Annotated in this window: 18 protein-coding genes and 1 tRNA gene; 6 read left to right on the plus strand and 13 right to left on the minus strand. The window is 64.8% G+C overall.

Annotated features, from left to right (window positions below):
* From VHN57_RS11830 to VHN57_RS11845, 4 genes are all read right to left on the minus strand, one after another.
* Entirely contained in the window at positions 1-1,521 is a 1,521-nt protein-coding gene (locus VHN57_RS11830) for an XrtA system polysaccharide chain length determinant (RefSeq protein ID WP_097382817.1), read from the minus strand.
* A gap of 2 nt (positions 1,522-1,523) precedes the next feature.
* Positions 1,524-2,168 (minus strand): XrtA/PEP-CTERM system exopolysaccharide export protein, encoded by a 645-nt coding sequence (locus VHN57_RS11835; RefSeq protein WP_097382816.1) that lies wholly within the window; start codon positions 2,166-2,168, stop codon positions 1,524-1,526.
* Between the two features lie 130 nt (positions 2,169-2,298).
* The gene (locus VHN57_RS11840; protein ID WP_278987059.1) at positions 2,299-3,531 is read right to left on the minus strand and encodes a pyridoxal-dependent decarboxylase, exosortase A system-associated; all 1,233 of its coding nucleotides are present in this window, start codon (positions 3,529-3,531) and stop codon (positions 2,299-2,301) included.
* Positions 3,528-5,075 carry an acyl-CoA ligase (AMP-forming), exosortase A system-associated gene (locus tag VHN57_RS11845; RefSeq protein WP_278987058.1) on the minus strand — a complete coding sequence of 516 codons (1,548 nt, stop codon included), beginning with the start codon at positions 5,073-5,075 and terminating at the stop codon, positions 3,528-3,530. Before VHN57_RS11845 ends, VHN57_RS11840 begins: the two co-directional genes overlap by 4 nt.
* Positions 5,076-5,123: 48 nt before the next feature.
* Here VHN57_RS11845 and VHN57_RS11850 point away from each other — a divergent pair, with 48 nt between their 5' ends.
* Together VHN57_RS11850 and VHN57_RS11855 are read left to right on the plus strand one after the other, a co-directional pair.
* The gene (locus VHN57_RS11850; RefSeq protein ID WP_278987056.1) at positions 5,124-6,128 is read left to right on the plus strand and encodes a GNAT family N-acetyltransferase; all 1,005 of its coding nucleotides are present in this window, start codon (positions 5,124-5,126) and stop codon (positions 6,126-6,128) included.
* 27 nt (positions 6,129-6,155) lie between these two features.
* Positions 6,156-6,443, plus strand: a complete 288-nt coding sequence (locus tag VHN57_RS11855) for an acyl carrier protein (protein WP_125987143.1) — start codon at positions 6,156-6,158, stop codon at positions 6,441-6,443.
* Positions 6,444-6,644: 201 nt separating this feature from the next.
* On the opposite strand, the gene trxB is transcribed toward VHN57_RS11855, so the two are convergent.
* Positions 6,645-7,607 carry a thioredoxin-disulfide reductase gene (trxB, locus tag VHN57_RS11860; RefSeq protein ID WP_026108917.1) on the minus strand — a complete coding sequence of 321 codons (963 nt, stop codon included), beginning with the start codon at positions 7,605-7,607 and terminating at the stop codon, positions 6,645-6,647.
* 201 nt (positions 7,608-7,808) lie between these two features.
* On the opposite strand from trxB, the gene VHN57_RS11865 reads away from it, so the two are divergent.
* On the plus strand, positions 7,809-8,525 hold the full coding sequence (locus VHN57_RS11865) for an alpha/beta fold hydrolase (RefSeq protein WP_278988521.1): 717 nt from the start codon (positions 7,809-7,811) through the stop codon (positions 8,523-8,525).
* Positions 8,526-8,540: 15 nt separating this feature from the next.
* On the opposite strand, the gene VHN57_RS11870 is transcribed toward VHN57_RS11865, so the two are convergent.
* The 4 genes from VHN57_RS11870 to VHN57_RS11885 all read right to left on the minus strand — a co-directional run bounded on the left by VHN57_RS11870 (position 8,541) and on the right by VHN57_RS11885 (position 12,626).
* Positions 8,541-9,278: a hypothetical protein gene (locus VHN57_RS11870; RefSeq protein WP_004212142.1), complete on the minus strand. Its 738-nt coding sequence runs from the start codon at positions 9,276-9,278 to the stop codon at positions 8,541-8,543.
* A 27-nt stretch (positions 9,279-9,305) separates the two neighbouring features.
* Positions 9,306-10,172 carry a transglutaminase family protein gene (locus VHN57_RS11875; RefSeq protein WP_278987620.1) on the minus strand — a complete coding sequence of 289 codons (867 nt, stop codon included), beginning with the start codon at positions 10,170-10,172 and terminating at the stop codon, positions 9,306-9,308.
* 20 nt (positions 10,173-10,192) lie between these two features.
* On the minus strand, positions 10,193-11,125 hold the full coding sequence (locus VHN57_RS11880; RefSeq protein ID WP_423283954.1) for an alpha-E domain-containing protein: 933 nt from the start codon (positions 11,123-11,125) through the stop codon (positions 10,193-10,195).
* A gap of 91 nt (positions 11,126-11,216) precedes the next feature.
* Complete coding sequence (locus tag VHN57_RS11885) at positions 11,217-12,626, minus strand: circularly permuted type 2 ATP-grasp protein (protein ID WP_004212139.1); 1,410 nt, start codon at positions 12,624-12,626, stop codon at positions 11,217-11,219.
* 296 nt (positions 12,627-12,922) lie between these two features.
* Between VHN57_RS11885 and VHN57_RS11890 the strand changes: the two genes are divergently transcribed.
* Positions 12,923-12,999, plus strand: a tRNA-Met gene (locus VHN57_RS11890).
* Between the two features lie 136 nt (positions 13,000-13,135).
* On the opposite strand, the gene VHN57_RS11895 is transcribed toward VHN57_RS11890, so the two are convergent.
* Entirely contained in the window at positions 13,136-14,461 is a 1,326-nt protein-coding gene (locus VHN57_RS11895; RefSeq protein ID WP_125987139.1) for an NAD(P)/FAD-dependent oxidoreductase, read from the minus strand.
* Between the two features lie 86 nt (positions 14,462-14,547).
* Between VHN57_RS11895 and VHN57_RS11900 the strand changes: the two genes are divergently transcribed.
* On the plus strand, positions 14,548-15,168 hold the full coding sequence (locus VHN57_RS11900) for a TetR/AcrR family transcriptional regulator (protein WP_278987622.1): 621 nt from the start codon (positions 14,548-14,550) through the stop codon (positions 15,166-15,168).
* Positions 15,169-15,194: 26 nt separating this feature from the next.
* On the opposite strand, the gene VHN57_RS11905 is transcribed toward VHN57_RS11900, so the two are convergent.
* Positions 15,195-16,493, minus strand: coding sequence for a carbohydrate porin (locus VHN57_RS11905; protein ID WP_423283957.1), 1,299 nt, complete (start codon positions 16,491-16,493; stop codon positions 15,195-15,197).
* Positions 16,494-16,585: 92 nt separating this feature from the next.
* On the minus strand, positions 16,586-19,000 hold the full coding sequence (locus VHN57_RS11910) for a membrane-bound PQQ-dependent dehydrogenase, glucose/quinate/shikimate family (RefSeq protein WP_423286019.1): 2,415 nt from the start codon (positions 18,998-19,000) through the stop codon (positions 16,586-16,588).
* A 304-nt stretch (positions 19,001-19,304) separates the two neighbouring features.
* Here VHN57_RS11910 and VHN57_RS11915 point away from each other — a divergent pair, with 304 nt between their 5' ends.
* Positions 19,305-19,763, plus strand: a complete 459-nt coding sequence (locus VHN57_RS11915) for an Lrp/AsnC ligand binding domain-containing protein (protein ID WP_010336120.1) — start codon at positions 19,305-19,307, stop codon at positions 19,761-19,763.
* 42 nt (positions 19,764-19,805) lie between these two features.
* Here VHN57_RS11915 and VHN57_RS11920 read toward each other — a convergent pair whose 3' ends face one another.
* Positions 19,806-21,497: an amidohydrolase family protein gene (locus VHN57_RS11920; RefSeq protein WP_169860418.1), complete on the minus strand. Its 1,692-nt coding sequence runs from the start codon at positions 21,495-21,497 to the stop codon at positions 19,806-19,808.
* Positions 21,498-21,535 lie beyond the last annotated feature (38 nt).

Here is a 21,535-nt window from a genome sequence, read left to right on the forward strand (position 1 = left end):
TCACGCCGTACCGCGCTGGATGAATTCGACGGCGATCAACAACAGACATAGGGCAGCCAGGCCGCCGCTGGCGCCCGCAAACCATTTCATCCGCTGCTTGTCGAGAGCGACCTGGGCCGTGCTGGCGACCTGGGTGATCGACCCGGCGACCGGAATGCCCACGGCCCGTTCCAGACGGGCGGCCGTCGGGAAGGTGCCCTTGAGCTGGCCGATCGCGAAAGCGACGCCAATGCCTGCCCCGATGCCGAGGATCAGCACACCCAGCAGCAGCAGCGGCCGGTTGGGCGCAGCCGGCGCCGTCGGCAGGCTGGCGGGCTGAAGCACGCTGAACTGCACCGCGCCGGTTTCGGTCTTCACGTCGCCACGCAGGCGGATTTCCTCGCGGTCGGCGAGCAGCTTGTCATATTGGGTCTGGAGCGCGGCATAGTCGCGATCCAGCTTTTCCTGTTCGGACGCCACGCCCGGCTCATCGATCTGATGCGCGGTCATGGTGTTGAGATCGGCCTGAAGCTGCGCCTTGCGGGTCGACAGCGCCTGCACGGTTGCAGCCCGTTCCGCCTGCATCGACTTGATCGACAGATAGGCGGGATTGGGCGTGCCGGCAGCGGCCGCGCCACTGGCGCCGCCCTGGCGACGCAGATTGTCGACCTGCCGCTGGGCGGCGATCACGTCGGGATGGCTGGCAGTCCAGCCGCGCGCGCGCATGCCGGCGAGTTCGGCCTGGGCCTGGGCCAGCGGGGATGCACCGCCACCGACCGCCACGCCCGGCAGGGTCGCCGGGGTGCCGGCGAGCTGACCGTTCATCGCGCTGAGCGCGCTTTGCGCCTGCACCAGCTGGGCATCGATATTGTTGATCTCCAGACGGGCGGCATCCATGCGCTGGCTGATCGTGCCGGCGCCCGGCAGCACGCCGGCATAGCGCTGGGCAAATTCCACGCGCCGCTTGTCGGCGGCTTCAAGCTGCTTGCCGCGACCGGCGATCTGCTGGTCGAGGAAGGCCAGGCTCTGACGGGTCTCGGTGCGACCGCCGGTCAGATTTTCTTCCTGAAAGATGTCGATCAGCTTCTGCACCACCTGCTGGGCGATGCGGGCATTGGCGCCATCCGACAGGCCGCTGTCGGCCGAGGTCGCGCTGATGTCGATCATGCTGGGGTCCGCTTGGGCCAGCACGGTGATATGCTCACGCAGGGTGGTGATCTTGCCCGCCACGTCGCGCGGCCCGGAAATGGTCTGGGCAAGGTCGGTGCCGCGCACGACCTTTTCCAGATTTTCCGCGCTCAGCAGCGTCTGGCGCACCCGGTCGAGATCCTGCTGGGATTGGACCTGGGTGATGCCGATCTTGTCCTCCAGCAGCGACTGGGTGTTCACATAGACCCGCGCCTTGGATTCATAGCCATTGGGGATGAGCGATACGCCCAGCCAGCCCAGCATGCACACGCCCCACGCCACAGCCAGCGCGATCCAGCGCCGGCTCCATATGCCGTGGAGGAGGACCAGCAGCTCGTCGTACAGACCCGCCATGATCAGAACATGCTTTCCGGAATGATGATGACGTCGCCGGGCGCCAGCATGACATTGGCCTTGGTGTCGCCCTTCTTGAGCAGGTCGCCGATGCGGACCTGATATTCCTTCTGCTTGCCGCTGGCCTTGTCGAAGCGGACCAGCCGGGCGCGATTGCCGGAGGCATATTCGCTGAGGCCGCCGACCGAGATCATGGCGTCAAGCAGCGTCATGTTCGCGCGATAGGGGATGGAGGCCGGCTTTTCGGTCGCGCCTACGATCCGCACCTGCTGGCTGTAGGTGCCGGAGAAATTGTCGACGATCACCGACACCAGCGGATTTTCGATATATTGGGTCAGCGCCAGCTTGATATCGTCCGACAGCATCTTGGGCGTCTTGCCGACGGCCGGCATGTCGGTGATCAGCGGCGTGGTGATGCGGCCATCGGGACGCACCTGCACCTTGGCGCCCAGTTCCGGGTTGCGCCAGACGAAGATGGTCAGGTTATCGAGCGGACCGATGATATATTCCTCGCCCGGCCCTTCCTGGGTCGCGACGAAGGATGCGGGGGGAAGCTGCGGCGCGGAGCCGGTCGAAGCGCAGCCCGACAGGGCCACCGCAGGCAGCGATGCACCGATCAGGAGCCTGGAAATCCGCTGGAAACGCATAAAATTCACCCCTTCATACCATCATAGCCGACGCGCGACCGGAAAAAATGATCGCGTGCAGGCCCATGGCTTCATCCTCGTCATGCCGGAAAAGGGTAAAGATAGGGTTAGGCCTGCTGTCGGACATGGATTAGCCAAGTAATAGTTCACGAGGACTTGGGTGGCCAAGAAAGGCCGCGGGACTTGCCGATGCGCCATAGGCACCGGCAAGGAAGATCGCGATGAAATCGCCGACGTCGACTGGTGGCAGCGCCACCTTTTCGCCCAGCCGGTCGATCGGCGTGCAAAGGCAGCCGACGACATTGACCGGTTGGGTGGTCGGCTCGCGCCCGAAACGGTTGGCCACCGCGATCGGATAGTTGCGCCGCACGACCGTGCCGAAATTGCCGCTGGCGGCCAGTTGATGGTGCAGACCGCCGTCCACGACGACAAAGGTTTCACCCTGGCTCTGCTTCACATCGACCACACGGGTCAGATAGATGCCCGCCTCCCCCACCAGCCAGCGGCCCAGTTCGATCGCGAATGCACTGTCAGTCAGGATGTCGGGCAGCGCGTTGAGCGCAGTGTCGAGCGCGACGCCGATCGGGCGGATGTCCAGCCGCTCGTCACCGGGGAAATAGGGAATGCCGAAACCGCCGCCCAGATTGACGAGCGGCGGCGCAGCGCCGACGGCATCGGACAGGCGCGCGGCAAGGTCGATGGTCGCCGCCTGGGTCTCGATGATCGCCATCGGGTCGAGCGCCTGGCTGCCGGCGAAGATGTGCCAGCCGCGCCAGTCCGCGCCGGCATCGATCATCGCACGCGCCAGCGCGGCCGCGCGATCGGCATCGACGCCGAAGGGCTTGGCGCCGCCGCCCATGCGCATGCCGGACCCTTTGAGATCGAAATCCGGGTTCACCCGCACGGCCAGACGCGGCACTTTCCCCAGGCGCTCCGCCACGGTCAGCGCGCGCGCGCCCTCCCCCTCGGACTCCAGGTTAATGGTGATGCCGGCATGGATCGCGGCTTCCAGTTCGTCATTGCGCTTGCCCGGCCCTGCGAAACTGATCCGTGCCGGGTCCATGCCGGCCTCCAGCGCCATCGCCAGTTCCCCGCCCGATGCGATGTCGAACCCGTCGACCAGCCCCGCCATGCGCGAGAGCAGCGGGGCATAAGGATTGGCCTTGATCGCATAATGAAGATCGATCCGTTTGGGGATCGCCTCGCGGAAGCGGCGGACCTGCGCCTCGATGATGCCCATGTCATAGACGAAAAGCGGCGTGTCGCCCGCTTCGTCGACCAGACTCGCCGCACCGCAGCCGCCGATAAGCAGCATGCCTTCTTCCTCGGCGAACCAGGCGGGAATGGGGCCCATGGGCTTCATGACGCATACTCCTTGGCCAGCGCGACTCGATCGATCTTGCCATTGGGGTTACGCGGGAACTGTGCAAGCACTAGCGTCTCGCGCGGCTGCATGAAATTGGGCAGTTCGGCCTTCAGATGGGCGGCAACAGCCGCAGATATATCGGGGTCGGCAGCGCGCAGCAGCAGCAACACCGCCTGTCCCAGCCGCTCATCCCTGACACCGAGGGCAACAGCTTCCGCCACGCCGGGAACGGCGACCGCCGCCTCCTCGATCTCGGTCGGGCTGATGCGATTGCCGGCCGACTTGATCATCGCATCGTCGCGGCCGACGAAATAGAGCAGCCCATCCGCGTCGCGGCGGACGGTGTCGCCGGACCATACGGCGGTGCCGCCATGGCGCGAGCCAGACGGCGCCGGTTTGAAGCGCTCGGCGGTGCGCGCCGCATCCTGCCAATAGCCCTGCGCCACCAGCGGGCCGGCATGGACCAGTTCACCCGGCTCGTCATCCTCGGCCAGCGTGCCGTCGGGGCGGACCACCAATATCTCGGCAAAGGGAATGGCCGAGCCCATCGAATCCGGGTGACTGTCGACCAGCGCCGGCAACAGATAGGTGGAGCGGAAGGCTTCGGTCAGGCCATACATGGGATAGAGATCGGCCTGCAGGAACAGCGCACGCAGCCGCGCGACCAGCGGCCGGGTCAGTGCCCCGCCGCTATTGGTCAGGCGACGGAGCTTGGCCGCGATCTCCGCCGGCCAGTCCAGTTCGGTGAGTTGCACCCAGAGCGGCGGCACCCCGGCCAGGGTGGTGATGTCCCAGCGATCGACCGCCTTCACCACGTCGCGCGGGGTCAGATAGTCGAGCGGATAGGCGCAGCCGCCCGCATACCAGGTGGAAAGCAGCTGGTTCTGGCCATAGTCGAAGCTGAAGGGCAGCACACACAGCGTCCGGTCCTCCGGTGCCAGCCCCAGATAACGGGCCACCGACACCGCGCCGAGCCAGAGATTGGCGTGGCTGAGCATCACCCCCTTGGGCCGGCCGGTCGATCCGCTGGTATAGAGGATGGCGGCCAGAGCATCGGGCGCGGCATCGGACGGCGGCAGTGCCGCCCCGCCGCTCATCCCCGCCGCCGCATCATCCTCACGATGGAGATGGCAGCCAGCCGGGACATCGCCGGGTGCCAGCGTCGACAGGCGGCTGGCCGTGCCGATCAGCAGCGCCGCGCCGCTGTCGGCCAGGATATGGGCGACCTGCGCATGTTTGAGCAGCGGATTGATGGGGACATGGACGAGCCCCGCGCGCGGCGCGGCGAGCGGCATCAGCGCCGCGACCGGCCCCTTGGCCACCCAACTCGCCACCCGCGCGCCGGGCACGAGGCCGAAGCCCGCCAGCCATCCGGCAAGACGACCAAGCGCCTGTTCCAGTTCGGCATAGTCCTGCGCGCCCGACCGCCCCGCGAGCGCCGGCCGTTCCGGATCGCCACGCAGCAGCAGATGGTCTATCGGCTGCACATCGGCATCGTCGATTGGCGCCTTGGAAGCCAACAGGGGGTCGCTTAACGTCATGTCCAGAATTAGGTCCTAAGGGCAGCTAAGGTGCCGGGAGATAATAGGTTGCTGGTCCCAAGGGAATATCGGACGCTGTCGGAAGTGCGGTCGGCGATCGGCGGCCGGATGGACCGCGCCCATATCGACAGCCTGTTCGACCGGCTGGACTGGTTTGAAACATTGCACCCCCTTTGCCTTGGCGACACCCCGCTCAGGGTGTTCCAACAGACAGAGGACGCCTGCGAGGCCTGGTTGTTCCTTCTCGCGCCCTCGGCTCGTCGCCTAACTGCCCTTGCCAATTGGTATAGTTTCGCCTGGAGCCCCATTTTTCTCGGGGAGCCGGACGCGCGGCAACAGGCCCGGCTGCTGGAAAATATCGCCCGCCACCTGCTGCGCGAACAGGCACAGATCAACCTCTATCCGCTTGCCCTGCCCGGCCCACTGATCGGCGCCTTTCGCCGCGCCGGCTGGTTCGCGGTGCAGCGGCCGATGGGCGGCCGATATCTGCTGCATGTCGATGGCCGGGATTTCGCCAGCTATTGGGCGCAGCGCCCCGGCCGGCTGCGCAACCAGGTGCGGCGCAAGGCCCGGCAGGGCCGTTATGACCTCAGCATCCACAACAAGCTGACCGACGCGCTGTGGCAGGATTATGTCGATGTGCAGGCGCATAGCTGGAAGGCACCCGAGCCTGGCCTCAACTTCCTGCGCGTTCTGGCGCAGCGGGAAAGCGATGCCGGCACCTTGCGGCTGGGCTTTGCCCGGCTGGACGGCCGCGCCGTGGCGACCCAATTATGGACGGTGGAACATGGCACGGCGCTGATCCACAAGCTGGCCCATGACAGCGCCCAGGACGAAGGATCGCCCGGCACCTTGCTGAGCCATGCGATGTTCGCCCATGCCATCGACCAGGATCGGGTCGCGACGATCGATTATGGCACCGGTGACAATGACTATAAGCGCGAGTGGATGGACGAGCGCATTCCGCTCCATCAGATCGACCTGTTCAATCCGCGCCGCGCATCCAGCTGGATTCCCGCCGCGCGCACCTGCATTTCCGCGCTTGTCGGATAGGCGGCGAGCCATTAGATAGCCGCCATCATGCGGGCGCAAACCACTCAGCCGGTCGACCGGACAGACGATATCGAAACCCTGGTACGGGCGCTGCTGCGCGACGTGCTGAGCCTATCGCAGGAACGGGCCGATGCGTTCGAGGCCGACACGCCGCTGTTCGGCGCCCTGCCCGAGCTGGACTCGATGGCCGTTGCCGGCCTGCTCACCGAGATGGAAGATCGCTTCGACATCCTGATCGAGGATGAGGATATCGACGGCGACACGTTCGAGACCTTCGGCACGCTAGTCGCGTTCCTGCGCGCCAAGCTGGGCTAAAGACCGCCCTGTCCCAAAAAAGTTCGGGCTGAGCCGTTTCCGGCCCAGCCCCTTTTTTTAGAGTCCGTCTGAGGAAGCCGGTTCCAGCCCGCTCCCCCGCCCAACCGCCCGACCCAGTGTCATCCTGTCGGGTGGTTGGGCAGGGGAGCGGGCTGGAATCGTACTGAAAAATCGCCCTTTCGCGATTTTTCAAACAGGCTCTTACGCGTCGACCAGCTGCTCGAAGTCGGCTTCGGCGAGGAAGCGTTCGACGTCGAGGGCGGCCATGCAGCCCATGCCGGCTGCGGTCACCGCCTGGCGATAGATCTTGTCGGTCACGTCACCAGCCGCGAAGACGCCCGGAATGGCGGTGTGGGTCGTGCCCTTCTCCACCACGATATAGCCTTCGTCGAGCGGCAGCTTGCCGTCGAACAATTCGGTCGCGGGGTGATGGCCGATCGCGACGAAGCCGCCATCGGTCGGCACATGCGACTTCTCGCCGGTAACGGTGTCGATCAGATCGACGCCGACCAGACCTTCGGGCGTGCCGCCGCCGACGAACTTGTCGACCGCCTTGTTCCACAGCACCTTGATGTTGGGATGGGCGTGCAGGCGCTGCTGCAGGATCTTTTCCGCGCGCAGCGAATCGCGGCGATGGATCAGGGTCACGTCATGGCTGTGGTTGGTGAGGTAGAGCGCCTCCTCGACCGCGGTGTTGCCGCCGCCGATGACCACGACCTTCTTGCCGCGATAGAAGAAGCCGTCGCAAGTGGCGCAGGCGCTGACGCCCTTGCCCTGCAGATGCTCCTCGCCCTCGACGCCCAGCCACTTGGCCTGGGCGCCGGTGCAGATGACCAGCGTGTCGGCGACATAGAGGGTGCCGCTGTCGCCCTTCAGCTTGAAGGGGCGTTCGGACAGGTCGACGTCGACGATCTGGTCATACATCATCTGCGCGCCGACATGTTCGGCCTGGGCCTGCATCTGCTCCATCAGCCAGGGGCCCTGGATCACATCCTTGAAACCCGGATAATTTTCGACGTCGGTGGTGATGGTCAGCTGGCCGCCCGGCTGCATGCCCTGCACCACGATCGGCGCCAGCCCCGCGCGCGCGCCATAGATGGCGGCGGACAGGCCGGCCGGGCCGGAACCGAGAATGAGCATGCGGGTGGAGTGGGTGGCGGTCATCGATAATTCCAGCTGCGATTCGTGTGGCCGCCAGAGATAGGCCCTGCCAGCCCCCGCGCAAGCAGGAGTTGGGCAGGAGATTTGCTTGGGATGGCCAAAGCTTGAGCCGCAGCATCGCCGAGGCGTTGCACAAGCCGCGTTGCCTTATGATCCACAATATATCACAAATGACGGATCGATAGATAATGGGAGAGACGGAGCATGGCGACATTCGTGCTGGTGCATGGCGGGGGACATGGCGGCTGGTGCTATCAGCAGGTCGCCCGGCGGCTGCGCGCGGCGGGGCATGAGGTCCATTGCCCGACGCTGACAGGCCTTGGCGAGCGCGCCCATCTGCTCAACGCCGACATCGATCTCGACACGCATATCCAGGATGTGGTGGCGCTGATGACGTTCGAGGGGCTGGAGGATGTCATCCTGGTCGGGCACAGCTATGGCGGGATGGTGCTCACCGGCGTCGCCGATCGCGCGGCCGAGCGCATCCGCGAATTGGTCTATCTGGATGCCGCCCATCCCAGGGACGGGGAATCGCTGGAAATAGTGGCACCGGTGCAGATGGAGCCGACCCGTGCCATGGGCCGCACCGTCGACGGGATCGAACTGGTGATGTGGCCCTTCCCCGGCATGGCGGGCTTCTTCGGCATCACTGACCCGGCAGACGTCGCCTGGACCGAGGCGCGGCTGACGCCGCATCCGTGGAAATGCTTCGGTCAGCCGCTACGTCTGGAAAATGGCGATGCGGCGTTTCGCCTGCCGCGCACCAATATCAATTGCACCCATGCGTTGCAGAACAGCCCGGAGGAGGCCCGCGCCCGCCAACTGGACGGTCATCGCAATTTCGAGATCGATACCGGCCATGACCTGATGATCACCGAGCCGGAAGCGGTCGCGACCATGTTGCTGGAGGTGGCGAGCTAAAGGCCCGCTTCCTCCTCAGTCGAGGACGTTGGGCAGATCCTCGAACCCCTTGCGCAGCGCGGCGGACCAGCCCTGCGAGATCATGGCGAATTCCTCATTGTCCGCCTCGATCCGGGTGCGGACGCGGAAGTCGAACGTGTCGGTCTCGATCACGGTGAGGTCGAGCGGCATGCCGACCGACAGGTTGGAGCGCAGGGTTGAATCCATCGACACCAGCACCGCCTTGGTCGCATCCTCCAGGCTCGTCTCGCGCTGGATGATGCGGTCGAGGATCGGCTTGCCATATTTATGCTCGCCAATCTGGAAGAAGGGCGTGTCCTCGGTCGCTTCGATGAAATTGCCGGCCGAATAGATGAGATAGAGGCGCGGCTTGCCGCCCTTGCGCTGGCCCGCGATCATGATCGAGGCGCTGGCGGCCGATCCGTCCATGGCGATGCTCTCGCGGTAGCGTCCCTGCATGGTGCGCATCGCGTCGCCAACCAGTTGCGCCGCACGGTGCATCGTGTCGCAATTGAGGATGGTTTCGACCTCCGGGTCGCTCTCCGCCTCGCGGATCGCGCGCGACAGCATCGTCTTCACCCCTTGGGTGATCGACAGATTGCCCGAACAGAGCAAGGTGATCGCCCGCTCACCCTCGACATGATAGGTGAAGCTTTTCCGGAAGCGGGCAATATTGTCCATGCCCGCATTGGTCCGGGTGTCCGACAGCATGACCAGCCCCTGGTCCACGCGTACCGCCACACAATAGGTCATCGCCCCGAAGTCCTGCTTATCTCTACCCTAGGAGCGGGGCGTGGGCGTGCTCTGCTGTTGCTGGCGTTGCAATTGCCGTTCCTCGACTCCGTCTTCCGCCTGCGCGATCCGGACATCGGCGTCAATGCTGATATCGCCCGCGACCGTAACGGAGCCCCGTATCGGGGCAGCTTCGTCGGCATCCAGGCCACTGGCCAGGCGCAGATAGCGTTCGGTGACGCAGACGCGGTTGGACGGATCGAATCCGACCCAGCCCAGCCCCGGCACCAGCGCTTCGGCCCAGCCATGGGTTTCGTGCAGCAGATCGCCTTCGGACGCGAGCAGATAGCCCGAGACATAGCGGGCCGGGGCGCCCAGCAGGCGCGCACCGGCAAGGAATATCTGGGCATGATCCTGGCACACGCCAGCACCCAGCGCGAAGGCCTGCGCCGCGGTCGTGTCGGCGCCGGTCACGCCCGGCCGATACTGAACGGCATCGCTGATCGCGGCAGACAGGGCATGGAGTTGCGCCAGCGACCCGTCTCCTTCCGGCAGGGCGGCAACCATGGCGCGGATCGCATCGGACGCCCTGGTCAGCGCCGTGTCGCGCAGGAAATAGCGGGCATCGACCCGGCATTGCGGCAGACCGCCAATACCATGGGTCTCGCGCGTCTCGACCAGCCCCTCGGCAACGATCACCGCCTCGTTCAGGCTATCATGGCGGACCCACACCGCCTCCATCTCGCCATAGCTGTTGGGACGAAAATTGGTCAGCGCCTCGCCATTGATGCTGACCTGCCAGTCATGGACCTTCTGGCCCGGCGTATCGACCGGCACCAGCTTCAGCCGCATGGCGACGCGGCCGGCGGAGGCGGGATAGCCATAGACGGTCTGGTGACGGACGAGCAATTTCATGGCGCGCTTCCCCTCCCCCTTCAGCCGAAATGATAGGTTTCGGCGATTTCGACGCCGAGCCGGTTGCTCATCATCAGGCTGTACTGCACCGTTTCATGCAGGCCGCGACGGAAAATCTCGCCGGCGTCCAGTTCCTCCAGCTCGCTCACCAGCTGCTTCACCGTGTCATGACAGGTGCCGCGCGCATTGTGCCAGCCGGCCAGCCGGTTGAGCCGATAGGCGAGCTGATCGCAACAATAGGCGACGCTGCGCGGAAACAGCCGGTTGAGCATCAGGAAGTCGGTGATCTGCCAGGGCGTATAGGTGCCGCCATAGACATGATGATAGGCGCGCGCACCAGACAGGGCATAGAGCACCGACGTCCATTGATAATGGTCGCGATTGCCGCCGATCACCTCGGTCTCGGGCAGCAGCACATAATATTTCACATCGAGCAGCCGCAGCGTCATCTGCGCCCGCTCCAGCGCCGACCCGCAGCGCAGGAAATCATGGCCCTCATTGCGCAGCTGGCCCGAATGGGCGGCGCCGCGGAAGGTCATGACACGAGTCTTCACCCAGTCGATCAGGGCCGGCAGCTGCGCCTTGGCCTCGGCCACGTCATAGCTGTCGAGCTTGCGCCAGCCGTCGTTCAGCGCCTCCCACATGTCCTGGGTCAGCATGGTGCGCGCCGACTTGGCATTGGCGCGGGCCTTGAGCAGGCAGGAGCGGATCGAGCTGGGATTGTCGGCGTCCAGCATCAGGAAGGACACGACATCGCTTTCCGTCACCGGCACGCCATCGGGAAACTGATGCCCGGCCCCGGTCGCGCGCACGACCGATCGCCATTCGTCGCGATGATGCGCACCCGGCAGGATCGCCATACGCTGCCCCATCGACAGCAGCCGGGCGGTGGCTTCGGCGCGCTCCATATAGCGCGCCATCCAGAAGAGATTTTCGCCGGTCCGGCTCAGCATGTCTTGGCTCTTTTCACCGTGAGGGCCGGCGTCGTTGCGCCCGGCCCGGCATCATCAGGGGCAATCGAAAGAAGAGAAGTGGCCGCGCCCATCAGTCCTGCAACACCCAGGTATCCTTGACCCCGCCGCCCTGGCTGGAATTGACCACCAGCGACCCTTCGGTCAGCGCCACGCGGGTGAGGCCACCTGGGACCAGCCGCAACTGCTTGCCGACCAGGCAATAAGGACGGAAATCGGCATGACGGCCGACCACACTGGCCGGCCCCAGGGTCGGCACGGTCGACAGGTCGAGCGTCGGCTGGGCGATGAATTCGCCGGGATTGGCCTTGATCCGCTCGGCATAGGCCTCGACCTCCGCCTTGCTCGCCTTGGGGCCGATCAGCATGCCATAGCCGCCCGATCCATGGACTTCCTTGGCCACCAGTTCGTGCAGATGCTCCAGCACATAGGCCATTTCGTCGGGCTTGGAGCATTGCCAGGTCTGAATATTGTCGAGGATCGGCTCTTCGCCCAGATAGAAGCGGATCATTTCCGGCACATAGATATAGACCGCCTTGTCGTCGGCGATGCCCGATCCGGGCGCCGACGCCAGCGTCACGCCGCCATTGCGATAGACGCTGAAGATGCCGGGGACGCCGAGCAGGCTGTCGGGGCGGAAGACCAGCGGGTCGATATATTCGTCGTCGATGCGGCGATAGATGACATCGACCGCCTTGGGGCCGAGCGTCGTCTTCATCCAGACCCGGTCATTATCGACGAACAGATCGGCCGGCTCGACTAGTTCCACGCCCATCAGGTCGGCAAGGAAGCTATGCTCATAATAGGCGCTGTTGAGCGAACCGGGCGTCAGCACCACCACCACCGGATCGCCCTTGCAGGCGGGCGGCGCGACTTCCTTCAGGCTTTTCAGCAGTTCGGCGGGATAATCGTCGACCGGCGCGACCATGCCCTGCGCGAACAGCTCGGGGAACATGCGCGTCATGATCTCGCGATTTTCAAGCATGTAGGACACGCCCGAGGGGGTGCGGCAATTATCCTCCAGCACCTCGAAACTGCCCGGTCCGGTGCGCACGATATCGATGCCGACGATATGGCTGTAGACCTTCCCCGGCGGGGTGAAGTCGGCCATTTCGGCCAGATAGGCGCTGTTGCGATAGATGATGTCGGCCGGCATGATACCCGCCTTCACGATCTCGCCGCGATGATAGACGTCGTGCAGGAAGGCGTTGAGCGCGCGGGCGCGCTGGCGGATGCCCTTGTCGAGGATGCGCCATTCGTTCGCGGTGAAGATGCGCGGCAGCAGGTCGAAGGGGATCAGTCGTTCCGGGTCGCCACCCTCGCCATAGACGGCGAAAGTGATGCCGATGCGCCGGAAGATCGCTTCCGCCTCATCCATGCGACGATTGAGCCCGGCTATGCCTGTCCGCTCCACCCATTTCTGCACTTCGTCGTAACAGGGGCGCAGCGAACCATCAGGCTCAAACATTTCATGGAAGGGCAAGTTGTCGTTCCTCCCTCGGCCCTCGGCCGGTTGTGCATTGCAACAATAGTGCGCCGCATCGTTGCGATTGCAAGACAAAAATGGCGGAGCGGAAAAAGCGTTCCTTCGGCGATGTCAGGATTGCGGAAATAGGTCGCGCCGATCGTTTCTACGCGCGCAAACGAGCGCGCGATGGGGCCTCTGGCAGGGCGTTCAAGAAAGAATGCAGATTTTTGCAATCGCCCCGTTGACCACCGTCCATCCCCTGCGTATAGCGCCGCCTCACCGCAGGGAAACACCCCCTGCGAGGCCCATGGGGCGGAGTAGCTCAGCTGGTTAGAGCAGCGGAATCATAATCCGCGTGTCGGGGGTTCAAGTCCCTCCTCCGCTACCATTTCCAAGACATCGAAAATGGCCCTTAGGGGCGCATTCAGGCGAGAGACCAGGCCGCAGACGCCGCCCTTCTCAACCTGATCACAGCAATTCTGTGGTGATGGCCCTGTCACTTGCGGCCGCAGCCGCCCGGCGCCTCAGTGCAACTTGAGGCGCGGGCGCACAAAGCGGTTGATATGGCTGACCAGGATCAGCGCGGGGCCGCGTATGTTGCCGTGAACGGCGAGCAGATGCATGCGATAGAGGGACATATAGACGAAGCGGGCCAGCCGCCCCTCTACCGCCATGCGCCCGCCGACCAGCTTGCCCATCAACGATCCGACCGTCGAATAGCGGCTGAGCGACACCAGCGAGCCATGATCCTTGTAGACAAAGGTCTTGAGCGGGCGATCAGCCATCAGCCGGCCGAGATTGGCGAACACCGTGTCGGCCATCTGATGCGCGGCCTGCGCGCGCGGCGGGATCGGCCGATCGGCGCCCTGTGGCGTGTAGGAGGCGCAATCGCCCATCGCGAAGACGCGGTCGTCGGCCAGGCTCTGTAGCGTCGGCCGCACGATCACCTGACCGGCGCGGGACAGTTCCAGCCCATCCAGGCCATCGCGGATCGCCGCCGCCTTGACCCCGGCGGCCCAGACCTGAAGATCGGCGGGGACGAAGCCGCCATCCTTCGTCTCCATCCCCTCAGGCGTGGAGGCGGTGACGGCGACGCCAGCGCGCACCTTGACGCCCAGCACCTCCAGTTCCTCGCGCGCGGCGTCGGCCAGTCGGTCGGGCAAGGCCGGCAGGATGCGCGGCCCGGCCTCCAGCAGGGTGACGTCGAGCCGCTGGCGATCAAACACCTCCAGCCCATAATAGCCCAGCGCATCGGCGGCATTATAGAGTTCGGCCGCCAGTTCGACTCCAGTGGCGCCGCCACCGACGATCGCGATCCGCACCCGCGCATCCGACGCGGGATCGGCCGACATGGCGCGCGACACGCGCAGGCAATGGTCGAGCAACTGGTCGCGAAAGCTGTCGGCCTGGGCCCGGCTGTCGAGGAACAGGCAATTGTCGGCGACGCCCGGCGTCCCGAAATCATTGGTGACCGATCCATAGGCCAGCACCAGATAGTCGTAGCGCACCGAATGGGCGCTCACCACCTCGCGCCCCTTGGGATCGAACACCGGCGCGACATGGACCCGCCGTGCAGTTCGATCGATGCCCTGCAGCGTCCCATAGAGATAGCGATAGCCCCAGCGGTGGCAGTGGCTGCGATAGCCGACCTCGTCCAGGCTGGCGTCGAGCGACCCGGTCGCGACCTCGTGCAGCAGCGGTTTCCAGATATGGGTGCGGTTGCGATCGATCAGGATGATGTCATGCCGCTTGCGGCCATAGCGGGCGCCGAGCTTGCGCGCGAGTTCGAGGCCAGCGGCACCGCCCCCGACGATGACGATCTGGGTCTTCTTGTCGGGGATCAAGCGCATTCCTCCTCGATCGACAGACCGGCGGATCGCGATCCGGCGCGCCGGTTGTGCATTGCAATAGGCCGCCCGGCATCGCAAAGCGAGGCGTGGACAAGCAGAATTTCACCGAACGCAACCGGCGCGACATCGTCGCGATCGCCACCCAGCATTTCGCGGAAAAAGGCTATGCCGGCGCGCGGGTGGACGAGATCGCGGCGGCGACCGCGACGTCCAAGCGGATGATCTATTATCATTTCGGCAGCAAGGACGGGCTCTATCGCGCGGTCCTGACCGAAGCCTATCGCGGCATCAGGTCGGCCGAACTGGACGCCGAACTGGGCGACCTGCCGCCGCTTGCCGCGCTGGAACGGCTGACCGCCCTCACCTTCGACTATCATTTCAACCATCCCGAACTGGTGCGGCTGGTGATGGACGAGAATATCCGGGGCGGCCCGCATGTCGGCGAGATTTCGCAAGGGCATAATGAGATCGTCCTGCCCAAGACCCAGGCCCTGATCGATCGCGGCATTGCCGATGGCAGCTTCCGCGCCGGACTGGACGCCGTCGATTTGCACATGACGATCAGCGCCCTCGCCTTCTACTTCGTGTCCAACCGCCACAGTTTCCACGCGATCTTTGGCGTCGACATGACCAGCGAAGCGGCGGCCGAGCGGCGCCGCGCGCAGGTGATCGACAATGTGCTGCGCTATTGCCGGGCAGACGCCTGAAGGCTGGGCCGAGACCATCGACCGGATCAGAACTGCATCTTGACCTGGCCGCCCAGCGCCAGTGCATCATTGGTGCGGCGGTAGGAAAAGGCGCCGGGATCGAGAATATATTGGACGTCCGGCCGGATGCTGAGCCAGCGCCGCAGCTGGATGCCATAGCTCATCTCGATCGCGGTCTCGCCCACCGGCAGCGCGGCATAGCCGCCGGGAATATCCTGCGCATCGGCCTCGGCGCGGCGCAGGCGTGGATTGACCTGCGCATGGACGATGCCGATCGAGATGCTGTCGGCGTCCCGGCCGGCAAAGGTGCCGGTCTTGACCAGCCCGGCGGCATACCAGTGGGTAATCTGGGCCGACGCCTCCGGATTGGCGGTGAACTGGCCGAAGATGGAGAGGCCGCGATTGCCGGTCCCTTCGCGCAGGATCATCTGGTCGGCCAGCGCATAGACGCCATAGCGGCCCCGCAGCATGCCCTGCCCGCCGCGCCGGGCGGCGCGGGACGTGTCATAATAGGCGCCGATCTTGTAATGGCCCGGCAGCACATGACTGCCCGGCGCGAGGCCGGGATCATATTCCAGCTCCAGCGGCAGCAGCACGCCGGTCGTGCCGCCGGCAAAGGGGCGGAAGGCATTGTCGGGATCGTTGAGGCGGGGATTGACCTGATAGACGCCGGTGCGCAGCGCTAGATCCGGCCGGGTGCGATAACGCACCGCCGCGCCCCAGCGGGCATTGGGATAATTATACCAGCCGCTATTGCCCGATTCCGACAGCGGATGGGCACAGAAGGCCGCATTGACGAAATTGCAGCCCAGGATCATCCCGCCCAGATCATTGCCCATGGCAAAATAGCCCAGGCGCAGGTTGAGCCGGCCATTGTCGATATTCTGTTCGTAGCTGAATTCCGAAAGGCGGGTATAATTGCCGCCGGCCGCCTCCTGGATCGGCAGGCGATTGCCGACGATGTCGGAGGAGAGGCCGACGCCGCGCCGATCGTTGATGGTGACATGCACGATGCCGCCAGAGATGCCGACGATCCGGTCCATGTCGAAATCGAGGCTGGCGCGCAATTGCTGGGTATAGGCGCTGCCCTGCCGCTGGCCGCCATCGACCGCGGCGAAGGCTTCGCCGACATAGTCCGCGCGCACGGTGACGCCCGCCTGCTTCAGCCGCGTGCGCAGCCCGCCCCAGTCGCCGGTCAGCGTTTCGCGGGGGGCCGCCACCGGCTTTTCCGCCGCAACCTCCTGCGCTTGGACGCCCGCGACCGGCAGCAGGATCAGCAATGCCGCCAGCGTCGGGCGGGCATGGAGGTGAAGATGTTGGGCCAAAGCCCCTCCCTTCCGCGCGGCACATCTGCGCGCGGTGACATGAAAGATGACGAAAGGCAGGCGGAGCGGCGCCGGGCCGCCCCGCCCATGGTTCAGCGCAGCGTGTAGGCGATCACATAATCGCCCCGGTCGGGCGACTGGCGCGCGCCGCCTGCCGTCACGACCACATATTGCTTGCCGCTCTTGGGCGACTTGTAGCTCATCGGGCCGCCCTGGCTGCCGACCGGCAGGCGGGCCTTCCACACTTCCGCACCGGTCGCCGCGTTGAAGGCGCGCAGATAGAAGTCCTGCGTGCCAGCGATGAAGACCAGGCCGCCCTGCGTCGCCAGCGTGCCACCCAGCGTCGGCATGCCGATCGGGATTGGCAAGCCCATGCGGATGCCCATCGGCCCGGTGTCGCGCACCGTACCCACCGGCACCTGCCACTTGATGGCGCGGCTCTTGAGGTCGATCGCGGTCAGCGTGCCATAGGGCGGCGCCTGGCAGGGAATGCCCAGTGCCGACAGGAAGCGGTCCTTCACCACCGAATAGGGCGTGCCCTTCAGCGGAACGCTGCCCATGCCGGTATTGACCGCCTCGCCCGCGCTGCCCGACTGGCCCTTCTGCGATGCGGTCTGCGGGAACATCTGGACCCACAAGCCCAGCCGCATGTCGTTGACGAAGATGGTGCCGCTGGTCGGATCGGTCGAGATGCCGCCCCAGTTCATGCCGCCCAGCGATCCGGGGAAGCTCAGCGACTTGTCGGTGCCCGGCGCGGTGTAGAGCCCTTCATAGCGCATGCCCTTGAAGGCGATACGGCAGAGCAGCTGGTCGAACGGAGTGGCGCCCCACATGTCCGCCTCGGTCAGCGGGCCGACGCCGATCTGCGGCATGCCGAGCGACCTGGGCTGGGTCAGCGAATAGGGTTCGCCCGGAATGTTCGCCGGCTTGACCGGCACTTCCTTCACGTCGGTGAGCGGCTTGCCGGTGGCGCGATCAAGCACATAGACCTGCCCTGCCTTGGTGCCAAAGACGAGCGCAGGCACCTTGCGGGCGGCATCGATGGGGAAGTCGACGAAGCTCGGCTGCATCGGCAGGTCGAAGTCCCAAAGGTCGTTATGGACGGTCTGGAAATGCCATTTTTCACGGCCGGTGGTGGCATCGAGCGCCAGCATCGACGCGCCATATTTATGATCAAGCGCGCTGCGGGTGACGCCATAGAGATCGACCGAGGCGCTGCCGACCGGCATGAACACGGTGTTGGACGCGGGATCATAGGACATGGCGGCCCAGACATTGGGGGTCGATCGGGCATAGCTCTTGCCCGCCGGCGGCGCGCCGGTGATCGCCGGATTGCCCGGATCGAAGGCCCAGCGCAGCTTGCCCGTGATGACGTCGAAGCCGCGCATCACGCCGCCCGGCATGTCGACCTGCACATTGTCGGCGACACGGCCACCGACCACGACGGTCGTGCCCGCCAGCGTCGGCGCGGAGGTGAGCTGATATTGAGGATCGGGCGCATCGCCGAGGCCGGCCTTCAGGTCGACCCGGCCATTGGTGCCGAAATCGGCGCAATATTTGCCGGTGTCGGCATCCAGCGCAATCAGTTCGGCATTGATCGTGTTCATCAGGATGCGGCGCTGGCAGGCGGCGCCAGCCGGCACCGTTACGGCGGTCACCGGCGTCGCGCCGGGCAGGCTGGGCTGCTGGATCGGCGCATGGGCGTCGAAATAGGCAAGGCCCCGGCAGCGCATCCAGACCGATGCCTTGGCATTGATCAGCGTCTTCCACTTCTCGCGCCCGGTATCGGCGTCGAGGGCGATGACATTGTTGTGCGGGGTGCAGATGAACAGCGTGTCGCCGACCTGCAGCGGGGTATTCTGGTCCTCGGCGCCATTGCCGTCGCTCTGCGCGACGTCGCCAGTGCGATAGGTCCAGGCGACCTTGAGCTTGTTCACATTGTCGCGGGTGATCTGATCGAGCGCAACGAAGCGGCTGCCGCCCGGCGTGTTGCCATAGGCGGTCCAGTCCTTCTGCTCACGCGCCGGATCGACCGGCACCAGCGAAGCCACCTGCCCGGCAAAGGGCACGGTCGGATGGACCATGAACATGCCGGCCGCACCGGCCGCCGAGCCGAGGCCGACCAGAGCCGCCATCAGCAATGCAGGCCGCCAGGCAGGCGCCGAACCGTCGCCGCGCCGCAGCAGCGGATAGGAGAGCGCAACAACGGTCGCGCCGACACCCATCGCCAGCAGGCGGGAGATGAGCGGCCAGAAGCTGAAGCCGACTTCCCACAGCGCCCAGAGGACCGTCACCAGGAAGGTGGCGCCGAAGAGCAGGCCGCCGCTGGTCTTGCGCAGGGTGATGAGGCCGCCCGCGAAAACCAGCGCGATGCCGGCGATCAGGAAATAGGGACTGCCGCCCAGGCTGACGAGCTTGCCGCCGCCAATGGCGAAAAAGAGGCCAGCGGCAAGGATCACCGCCCCCAACAGAAGCAGCCAACCGCGAACAAGCGGCTGGCCGTGCATTTTCGTGCCTGACACGCGGCACCTCCTTCATCTCTTATGGTCGTCGGAGAGCGGTGCCCACGGGTCCACAGGCCGATCGAGTCGCCCAGCCCTGACGGCTGCGACATTGTGTACCATTTAGTACACTCCTGTCTCGCTGGCAAGTTGGGCGCTAATCCTGCGAGGGACGTGCGATGCCGCTGAGGGTTTCCCACAGCGATACGTTATCCCCGGCATGAGCCCATGGGATCGCAGCCCAGCATTTTCCGCGACTTGCACAGATATCGTTGAGGTTTGGCCAACTGCTAGCGTTTTGGGGGTTTCGATGAACCTGGACGAAACTGACCGGAAGATATTGAACAAGCTTCAGACCGATGGTCGCATAACCAACCAGGATCTGGCCAAGCATTGCAATCTCTCGCCATCGGCCTGTTTCGACCGGACGCGCAAGCTGCGGGACAATGGCTATATCTCTTCCTATGTCGCGCTGCTCGACCCGCACCTCAACCAGCGGCCGCTGCTGATCTTCATCGAAGTGCTGCTCAACCGCACCACCGGCGACATCTTCCGCCAGTTTGCCGAAGCGACGCGGCGGCAGCGGGACATATTGGAATGCCATATGGTGGCCGGCGGCTTCGACTATCTGATTAAGGTCCGGATGAAGGACATGGCCGCCTATCGGAAATTCCTGGCCGAGGAATTGGTCGACATGCCGGGTGTGCGCGAGACGCGGACCTATGCGGTGCTGGAAGAGGTCAAGTCGACGACGGCGCTGCCGCTATGACATGAAAGCGGCGCCCTTCCCCAGAGCGCCGCTTTCGATCCATTACATGGCGTTGGGATTGGCCGGACCGGCGCCGGCCTGGCCGGTGCGCGCCTTTTCCGCCTTCACCATCTCGGCCACTTCGGCCAGCAGCTTCTTGGCATCATAGACGATGCCGTCCTTGATCGTGTAGCTGACGCCGCCGACCATTTCCTGCTTGTTGGTTTCCGGGTTCAGACGCGAATGACCGGTGCCATAGAGCGTCTTGAGATTGGCCAGCGGGTTTTCCCTGGTGATGACCATGTCGGCCAGCATGCCGACGCGCAGCACGCCAGTCGGCGGCGCCATGCCCTTGGGCTCATAGAGGGTCTGCGAACCCCACATGGTGGCCGAGCGCATGATCTCCAGCGGCGAGAAGCCGGCTTCGCGCAGCAGTTCCAGCTCCTCGATATAGGCGAAGCCATAGACTTTGTAGATGAAGCCGGAATCAGTGCCGACCGTCACCCGGCCGCCGATATTCTTATAGTCGTTCACCAGCTTGAAATAGTTGTTGTAGAATTTCTTCCACGCAAACTCGTTCTCGGTGCCCCAGTCGTAGAAATAGGAACCGTGATTGTCGCGGGTCGACTGGAAATAGGCCCAGAGCTGCGGCGTGGTGTAGAGATTCTGCCAGTCGGCATTGCGCGCCCGCATCAGGTCGCGGGATGCCGCATAGATGTTCATCGTCGGGTCGAAGGTGACATGCTTCTCCTTCTGATGCTTCAGATAATCCCACCAGCGTTCGGATTCCGGCTCGACCGTCTGGTTCCAGATTTCCGCCACCTCGCCGAAGCGATGCTGTTCGTTATTATAGTCATAGTCGGACGGAAAGCGCTGGATCGTCCCGTCCTTCAGCAGGGATTCGAAATGGCCATAATAATGGGTGACGGTATCCAGTCCCGCCTCGGCCGCGTCATAGGCGTTGAAATTGGCGACGCCGGTCTGTGACAGATGGGCCGTGGTGCCCATCTTGTTCTTGTGCGCCTCGTCAATGGCGGCGGCGATGATCTGCGGCGTCTCCTCGGGCCGATTGAAGAATTTGATGCCGTCGATATTGTGCGCGGCAGCCCATTTGACCCAGGCGCGCGCCTTGTCCGGGCTGTCGATCGGCCCGCCGTCCCAGCCGGCACCCAGCGTCTGGTAGTTGAAGATGCGCGGCGCCGCGATCTCGTTGGCGGCGGAGCGGTTCTTTTCCGAACTGGCGACGACCGGATCAGCCAGCGGCACGCCGCGCACCGTGGTCACGCCATGGGCCAGCCACAGCTTGTAGGCATAGCTCATGTCCGGCGCCTTGTCGCTGGCGGGGGTGTGGACATGCATGTCGTTGAAACCGGGCATCACATACATGCCGGTCGCGTCGATCTCATAATCGGCGTCGGTCGGCGCACGCCCCTTCGCCTGTGGCAGGCCGGGCCAGCCGGCCTGGGTGATGGCGGTGATCTTGTTGCCTTCCACCACGATGTCATAGGGGCCACGCGGCGGCGCGCCTGTGCCGTCGATCAGGGTCGCGCCACGGATCACCAGCTTGCGGAAGGGACCGACATTGTCAGCGCTGCCGCGTGCCGGCGCGGGCACGAAGGTCGGCTTCTTGCCATTAACGATGCCGGCAGCGCCGCCGACATACCATTCATCCGGATCATGCGCGTGGGAGGCACTGGCGACCGTCATGAGGGCGAGCGCAGCAAGGCCCGACCGGATCAGCATCTTCTTCTTCATTCTTTTCCCGTCCCTGTTGAATTATAACGCCCCGTCCC

This window comes from Sphingobium salicis subsp. salicis (genome assembly GCF_049472635.1).
Lineage (GTDB): Bacteria > Pseudomonadota > Alphaproteobacteria > Sphingomonadales > Sphingomonadaceae > Sphingobium > Sphingobium yanoikuyae_A.

Excerpts from the sequence above, each read along its gene's own strand:
- VHN57_RS11855 (WP_125987143.1), top strand. The coding sequence starts at position 6,156 with ATGCGGGCGCAAACCACTCAGCCGGTCGACCGGACAGACGATATCGAA.
- VHN57_RS11830 (WP_097382817.1), bottom strand. The coding sequence starts at position 1,521 with ATGGCGGGTCTGTACGACGAGCTGCTGGTCCTCCTCCACGGCATATGG.
- VHN57_RS11845 (WP_278987058.1), bottom strand. The coding sequence starts at position 5,075 with ATGACGTTAAGCGACCCCCTGTTGGCTTCCAAGGCGCCAATCGACGAT.
- trxB (WP_026108917.1), bottom strand. The coding sequence starts at position 7,607 with ATGACCGCCACCCACTCCACCCGCATGCTCATTCTCGGTTCCGGCCCG.
- VHN57_RS11915 (WP_010336120.1), top strand. The coding sequence starts at position 19,305 with ATGAACCTGGACGAAACTGACCGGAAGATATTGAACAAGCTTCAGACC.
- VHN57_RS11840 (WP_278987059.1), bottom strand. The coding sequence starts at position 3,531 with ATGAAGCCCATGGGCCCCATTCCCGCCTGGTTCGCCGAGGAAGAAGGC.
- VHN57_RS11835 (WP_097382816.1), bottom strand. The coding sequence starts at position 2,168 with ATGCGTTTCCAGCGGATTTCCAGGCTCCTGATCGGTGCATCGCTGCCT.
- VHN57_RS11870 (WP_004212142.1), bottom strand. The coding sequence starts at position 9,278 with ATGACCTATTGTGTGGCGGTACGCGTGGACCAGGGGCTGGTCATGCTG.
- VHN57_RS11895 (WP_125987139.1), bottom strand. The coding sequence starts at position 14,461 with ATGCGCTTGATCCCCGACAAGAAGACCCAGATCGTCATCGTCGGGGGC.
- VHN57_RS11875 (WP_278987620.1), bottom strand. The coding sequence starts at position 10,172 with ATGAAATTGCTCGTCCGTCACCAGACCGTCTATGGCTATCCCGCCTCC.
- VHN57_RS11880 (WP_423283954.1), bottom strand. The coding sequence starts at position 11,125 with ATGCTGAGCCGGACCGGCGAAAATCTCTTCTGGATGGCGCGCTATATG.
- VHN57_RS11910 (WP_423286019.1), bottom strand. The coding sequence starts at position 19,000 with ATGCACGGCCAGCCGCTTGTTCGCGGTTGGCTGCTTCTGTTGGGGGCG.
- VHN57_RS11920 (WP_169860418.1), bottom strand. The coding sequence starts at position 21,497 with ATGAAGAAGAAGATGCTGATCCGGTCGGGCCTTGCTGCGCTCGCCCTC.
- VHN57_RS11865 (WP_278988521.1), top strand. The coding sequence starts at position 7,809 with ATGGCGACATTCGTGCTGGTGCATGGCGGGGGACATGGCGGCTGGTGC.